The 6,074-nt window shown below is 53.7% G+C and carries 3 protein-coding genes and 1 pseudogene; all 4 read left to right on the top strand.

The window, feature by feature from the left end; all coding sequences use genetic code 11:
• Window positions 1-373, top strand: a pseudogene (locus ML01_RS26320) (ISAzo13 family transposase); the annotation flags it as partial.
• Window positions 374-933: 560 nt separating this feature from the next.
• On the top strand, window positions 934-3,903 hold the full coding sequence (locus ML01_RS28160; RefSeq protein ID WP_162268120.1) for an ATP-binding protein: 2,970 nt from the start codon (window positions 934-936) through the stop codon (window positions 3,901-3,903).
• Between the two features lie 31 nt (window positions 3,904-3,934).
• Window positions 3,935-4,303: a response regulator gene (locus ML01_RS28155; protein ID WP_162268119.1), complete on the top strand. Its 369-nt coding sequence runs from the start codon at window positions 3,935-3,937 to the stop codon at window positions 4,301-4,303.
• 2 nt (window positions 4,304-4,305) lie between these two features.
• A complete protein-coding gene (locus tag ML01_RS28150) occupies window positions 4,306-5,559 on the top strand; it encodes a response regulator (RefSeq protein WP_082674701.1) in 1,254 nt (417 codons plus the stop codon).
• Window positions 5,560-6,074: the final 515 nt, after the last annotated feature.

Genomic DNA, 6,074 nt, shown 5'->3' with positions numbered 1-6,074 from the left:
CGCCAACGCAGCCCGCTCCCTGCGTTTCAAGGAGGACATGATCGAGCTCACCCGGCGTCTCGGACTGCGTGTGCGTATCGCGCACTATCCGCCCTATACCTCGAAGTGGAATCCGATCGAACACCGTCTCTTCAGCCAGGTCAAGCGTGCCTGGAGCGGTGTGATGCTCGATTCTGCCAGGACCGCTCTAGAAACGGTGGAGAATGCCCGCACGCAAACCGGTCTACGTGTCACCGCGCGCATTCTTGACAAGGTCTATGTGATCGGTCGCAAATGCTCCGACACGTTTCGCGATATCAAGGATAACTTCATTCGTCACGATGACGTTCGCGGGCAGTGGAACTACGTGATTGACGCGAGTGGATTCTCTTGATCAGTCGTTTAACTTGTTTCTGAAGCGTGACCAAGAGTTAGGCGCATCGCGCTGCCGGAGCAATCTGCACTCCCTGCCGCTCGCCGACGGATACTCGTGTTCTTTCCCGTGACCAAATCAAGATCCACGCGCGCACTGCCCATTGCCAGAGCAGGCTGGCACTTGCGGAGATCAACAGGAGAAGCCCGCGACGGCATCGCGAGCCGTACATGTCGGAGCCATTTACTTAGCCCGTAACGTCGAAAGTATACCGGCCGAAAATGACTCCACAGTTATTGGCGAGCCCAGACGACCGCTATTCCTAATCACATACCGGTATTCACGCGAGAGCCCATCAACGCCGGCATCGAACGCAAATTCTCCACCCAGCCAGTCGGTGACAGGGAGCGCGGTCCAGCGAGCCAAACCAGGTCTCTTGGTACATGTTCCGCAAGGCGGTCGCTTCTCCCATGTTACCAGTGAGAGCTGCCGCGACAACACTTAAAGCCGCGACCGGACTTAAGGAACGACCCCGAGAACACGATACGACCGAATGGTATCTTCTACGCGAGCCCTGCCCTATGCATCCTGATGAGCTCGACTTCGACGATCTACTTGAAGAGACTCACTTCGGCACTGCTGCGGAACTGATCCGCGTGATAAGAAAGCGAGGCTTGCCTACTGTTTCTTCTAGAAGGCCTATCTCCCGCAAAGATGCAAATGAGATTGTGTTTGCACTTACAGGCGGCAGGATCGATTGGTACAAGTATAGGCAAAGAGCCCACGACATCGACTACGGAGGACCCTTTGGTCCGTATCGCTTCGAGCTTTCTGACGCCGACATCAATGCCCTGCTTCGGCGACTTCATCCCATTATCGATCAACCCGCACGCCCCAGGATAATCGGTATTGTCTCCGAAGGCGGGTTCCTTCGCGGAACCGACGATGAGCTGTTCTCCTACGACGTACGCGCAGGACTAAACATCGCAATCGGCGACCGCGGATCGGGAAAATCTACGACCGCCCAGCTCCTGGCGTTGCTCTCAGACTCCGAAACCGAGCGCACCAGAACACTAATCTCATCGCTGCTCGCCATGCTATCAGGCGCAGAGGCGCATGAGACATCGCGGGCACGCAAAATCCGTGACACCCTCCGCGAACTCGGAATTGCTAGATACGCCTGTTTCTTCTCTGACGGCATCTCGATAAGCGCTTTCTATGCTGAAACAAAGAGAGGGTACGAGTTTTATCGCCAACAAGACACTACGTGGACGGCAACGCAGGAGACGCTTGGCTCATGTACCCTCCGCGACGATCAGGTACTGCTACTGCGTCAGGGCGAGGTTTTCCGGATAGCAGACGAAGAGCAACTCGCGCTTAATAACCTGCTCGACCGCTTATATCCGGCACTATACAAGGCTCGAATGAAACTCGCTAGCCAACTCCAAACAAACGCGGTGCAGACAAAGGAACTTCAATTAGCCACGTTACCGCTCGCTCTCGACGATTTTCAACTGGCGCTTCGTTCCGCCTCCGAAGATTTGGCGGAACTCGAAACGATGAAAACCGCCTTATTTATAGACGCCATAGAAGCGTGGTTGTTCGACTACAATCTTGTTTCCTTCGAACTACCTGGACAACCAATCCCGGAACTCCTAAATGCGGGCCGAGAAGGCTTTCTATGCTTGTTCGTGGGACGGATCGCTGGCTTTCTCCGTGAATCGCTCATCGACCTAAACGGCCTAGATAGCGCCGCCGTGGCCACACAGCGTCCCTCCGAAGACCCGGCCGAAGGCGCGGCTCCTGCCTCCCCACTCAACCAACACCAACGGCGCAATCGCATCATGGAGTTCTTGAAGCGCCGATTGCGGATCATTCGCCAAATCGTCGAAATCTATGACGCTCTACCGGTCTATGATGACCAATTGCAGAAACAGGTCAAACGTTACCAAAGCCTTCTACAGCAGCGCGTCGCGCTAATAAACCTGCAAGAAGGACACTGCCAGGATATCAACAAGACGCTACGCGAAGAGTCGAGCTTTGTGTTCCGCATATTCACGGACCAAGCTGAAGACTCGATCGCGGAAATGGTACTAAGAATCAATGCACTGAAGCGCATCAAAGAGGCATACAATGAGTTGCTGGCCGTGACCATGGATCAACCCATTTCAGCACTCCAGCAAATCGCGACGGGATATAGAGGACCGATCAGCGAAATGATGCGAGAAATGCAACTTCTTTCTGAGGGACCGGAAGACTATGCGGAGCGAGCAATTGCCCCGACTGTAAACGTCGAAATGCTTCAAGGAGCCGTATATCGGCCTTTTCATCAGCTTTCATTCGGCCAAAAGAGCGGGATCATTCTTGTGCTAACGCTGCGCTTGACCGAAGCTCGAACACTAGTAATTGACCAGCCAGAGGATAACCTTGATACATTCTCCGTTATCAACATTCTTGCCCCGATGGTTCAGTTGCTGGCTCCCGGTCGGTCTATCTTTATCGTAACCCATAGCTCACACCTGGCTATGGCACTTCCTCACGCCAACCTAACGGTATTCGAAACCGCAGGAGATTCCGGGTCCATTATTGTTCGAGGATCAATGGCAGAGCGAAAGGTAGTCCAGCAAATGTTAGCCGTCTTAGAAGGAGGGGAAGCTGCATTCGAGCGCAAGATGAAAACATACGAAGACTTTGCGAAAGCGTTGCAGAAGACATCCATCGTTGATATGGATCTTCGTTCGATCGAGAGTTCCTTTAGACGCCGAACCATCGACAACCTGCGCAACTTCTTGCAACCGATGATCAGCGATCGAGCATTACTGGATTTTTTGCGGCACCAACTGAAGCAGAGCGACACGGCGGGTCTATCCGACGCGTTGACGCAGGCCAGCGAAAGATTAACCAACACTACACCCAATTCCGATCTGGACGTGTTCTCGCACGTAGCAGACGTCTTGGCGAGGCTTGAGACGCACATCGGAAACATGAACGAAGCGATCGATGACATCCGCGCGATGGATGTCGAGCCTGAGCCGCACTTCTTTTGCATTGGCACTGCGCTCCAGGAAGAACTCGACTCAGTACGTAGAATACTGTCACCCGAGGACAGAGTACGCTTGATCTTTGATCCGAGACTCCGCGGGACAATTGTATTTTTTGATCGAGCGCATTTCCGACTCATTATTCGTAATCTTCTAAGCAATGCGTTGCGTGCGACCGAGAAGGTGGCAATAGAGCGTTTTTTGCTTAACGAAGAAGACTCCTACCACCGAGTGATTAAATTTGAGTTGCTAAGGCGAGAGAATTCGAGGGCGATGATAAAGGTAGAAGATAACGGGGCAGGAATTGACATTTACCTCCAGCACAAATTATACGTTGAGCGATGCTCAGATAGGACGGGCAAGGACCATGGACTAGGCGGGATAATCATAAAGAAATTATTAAACTTGAATGGCGGTGCAATTATTGTCGTCAAAACCACATCTGCCTGGACGGAGCACGGTACCATACAGCATTTGTCGATTCCTCTGGGGCCGGTTCCTCAGACTTGAATTACCCCACACTGTCCTAGAGGTCAGCCAGATGTTGAAGAAAGCAAGCCTTATCGTGGTAGACGACTTACGCAGCGTTGCTGAAAGTCTAGCGGCTTCGTTACAATCTCGCTTTGACGTTTCTATCGCCACTTCTGGTATTCAAGCCATCCGATGCGCCAAAGTGCGCACTCCCTTCGCCGCAATTATCGATATCAATTTGGAGACGGGGATCTCTGGCATCGAAACTGCTCGACAAATTCGACGCATTAGCCCGGAAACAATACTGCTTCTCTTTTCTGCGATCGCTAGGAACGACGAAGAGATACAGCGGGTGAAAGCCGAGATTCGCGCGGAGTTCCTAGAGAAGCCAGTTGATCCGCAGTTCCTTATCGAGTTTTTGTCCAAAAAGGCCGTTTGACTATGAATGAGTACGCTGCTCTGATCCTTGACGACGACGAAACATTCCTTTGCAGTTTTTCCGCTGGGTTGCGTCGCGCGGCCGGGACTGTTGGGATTACCCTCAGTATCGTTACCGCACTTACCCCTTTCAGCGCTTTGCAGGCTCTCAGAAGGGAGAAGTTCGATATTTTGTTTATCGACTATTTTCTGAATCCACACCATGATGGCGCGGAAGTTGTTGACTATCTGGAGCGCGAACCGCGTTTTGCGATTTCCGAGAAGTACATAGTTTTGATGTCCGCACAGGATGAGTCTGAGTTTGCGGATGTCTTCGCGAAGAGGTGTGTTCAGTATGGTGAGAAGATTGATTATTTGAGGAAGCCGGTTTCCCATGTCACGCTGGTGAGTTTGCTGGCTCGCGTCGACCGAGTTCTGTCACACGATAATCTCACACCTTTACCAGTTTCGCCGTCTACAAGAAATTTTGTTTTCGCAACAGCTAACGAAAGAGAAGGCCGGGCCGTTGCACAGTTTATGCAAAAGAAGGCGAGGGATCTAGGCGTTGAGCTAGCACCTGAGTACGACGATATCATCCCTCGCCAAGCGTTGGAGTGCAGTGTGGGGGGCAATATCTCTAGGTTTCTTGCCGTTAGGGCCGACAACACCGGGGGGCTTGATGCGCAGGATTTGTTTCGCCGTATTGTGCTAAATTTAGCAGCCGATGTTGTGTTCTTCGTGGGGTGTGCAAGTTTGGTCGCGGAGCGAATTAGGCCTGCGGCAAACCTCGTATTCGTAGCACGCTCCGCGATCGATTACGAACAGCGCGAAGTACGCGATGATGGCGTACTCTACGATCTGATGCGGCACAGTGGCGATGCCTCGATAGTGCGGAATATCGAGATGCTGAACGACAACGGCGAGTTTGCGGACTTGCGGGTAGTCACAAGGAAAGACTTTATTTCGGGACATGCTTTCTTTCGCGGGGAGAGATCTGAGTTGAGATTGGATATTTTGAACATTATGCCCCCAGACGCGGTTGTTGTAGAAATGGAGTCCTTCGCCATCTTCAAAGCCTTTCATAATTGCCGAATAGAGAATGGTAGTGTGTCGATCGCAGTAGTAAAAGGGATTAGTGATCTCGGAGATTCGGCCGCTCAGGAGGATAAGGAAACACGTCAGATGCTCGCAACGAGCAATTCAATGACAGTCGCTTGGCGAGTCGCGATGCTTAAGGCAGGCAAGCCGGGGCCGGCCTCGCAGACACGTGGTCAATAGATTAAGTAAACGGAGAGTAAGCCGGGGCCTTGCCGTCGTTTAGGCAGATGTTTGCTTTATCTGTTTGCCGCCTGGTTTCCCGGCGGTGCCGCAATATTTCTGCCATGCGACGGTTCGGCACCCGACTCCTCGCAGAACGGGTCCGGCAAAGGGGTCAGAGCCCGGGCGATCCTCGGATTTTAGAACCAAACAGCAGCGGCTTAGTGCATCCTTCCGACCTGAAATCGGGACCGGGACCGGAATCCCAACGGTCTCGCCGACGCGCGGCCGACTGGGATCGCCGGCTTTCCAGCCGGCTCGGCGCCGGCGCGGCTCGATGCCGCGTCGGCGTCGCCCGAGCCGGCACAAGGGCGCAAGCGCAGTCTCCCGCCCGGCGGGCAGTCGCCCTGCTCCAGCGCAGTCGATCGCACGCCGGGGGCATCGAGCCCCCGGCGTCGCGAAGCCGGCTGAAAGCCGGCGCTCCCAGCGGCTCGATGCCGCGTCGGCGTCGCCCGGGCCGGCACAAGGGCACAAGC

The organism is Thiohalocapsa sp. ML1 (genome assembly GCF_001469165.1).
Lineage (GTDB): Bacteria > Pseudomonadota > Gammaproteobacteria > Chromatiales > Chromatiaceae > Thiohalocapsa.
This window is presented reverse-complemented; position numbering and strand designations above follow the sequence as displayed.

Excerpts from the sequence above, each read along its gene's own strand:
- ML01_RS28160 (WP_162268120.1), top strand. The coding sequence starts at position 934 with ATGCATCCTGATGAGCTCGACTTCGACGATCTACTTGAAGAGACTCAC.
- ML01_RS28155 (WP_162268119.1), top strand. The coding sequence starts at position 3,935 with ATGTTGAAGAAAGCAAGCCTTATCGTGGTAGACGACTTACGCAGCGTT.
- ML01_RS28150 (WP_082674701.1), top strand. The coding sequence starts at position 4,306 with ATGAATGAGTACGCTGCTCTGATCCTTGACGACGACGAAACATTCCTT.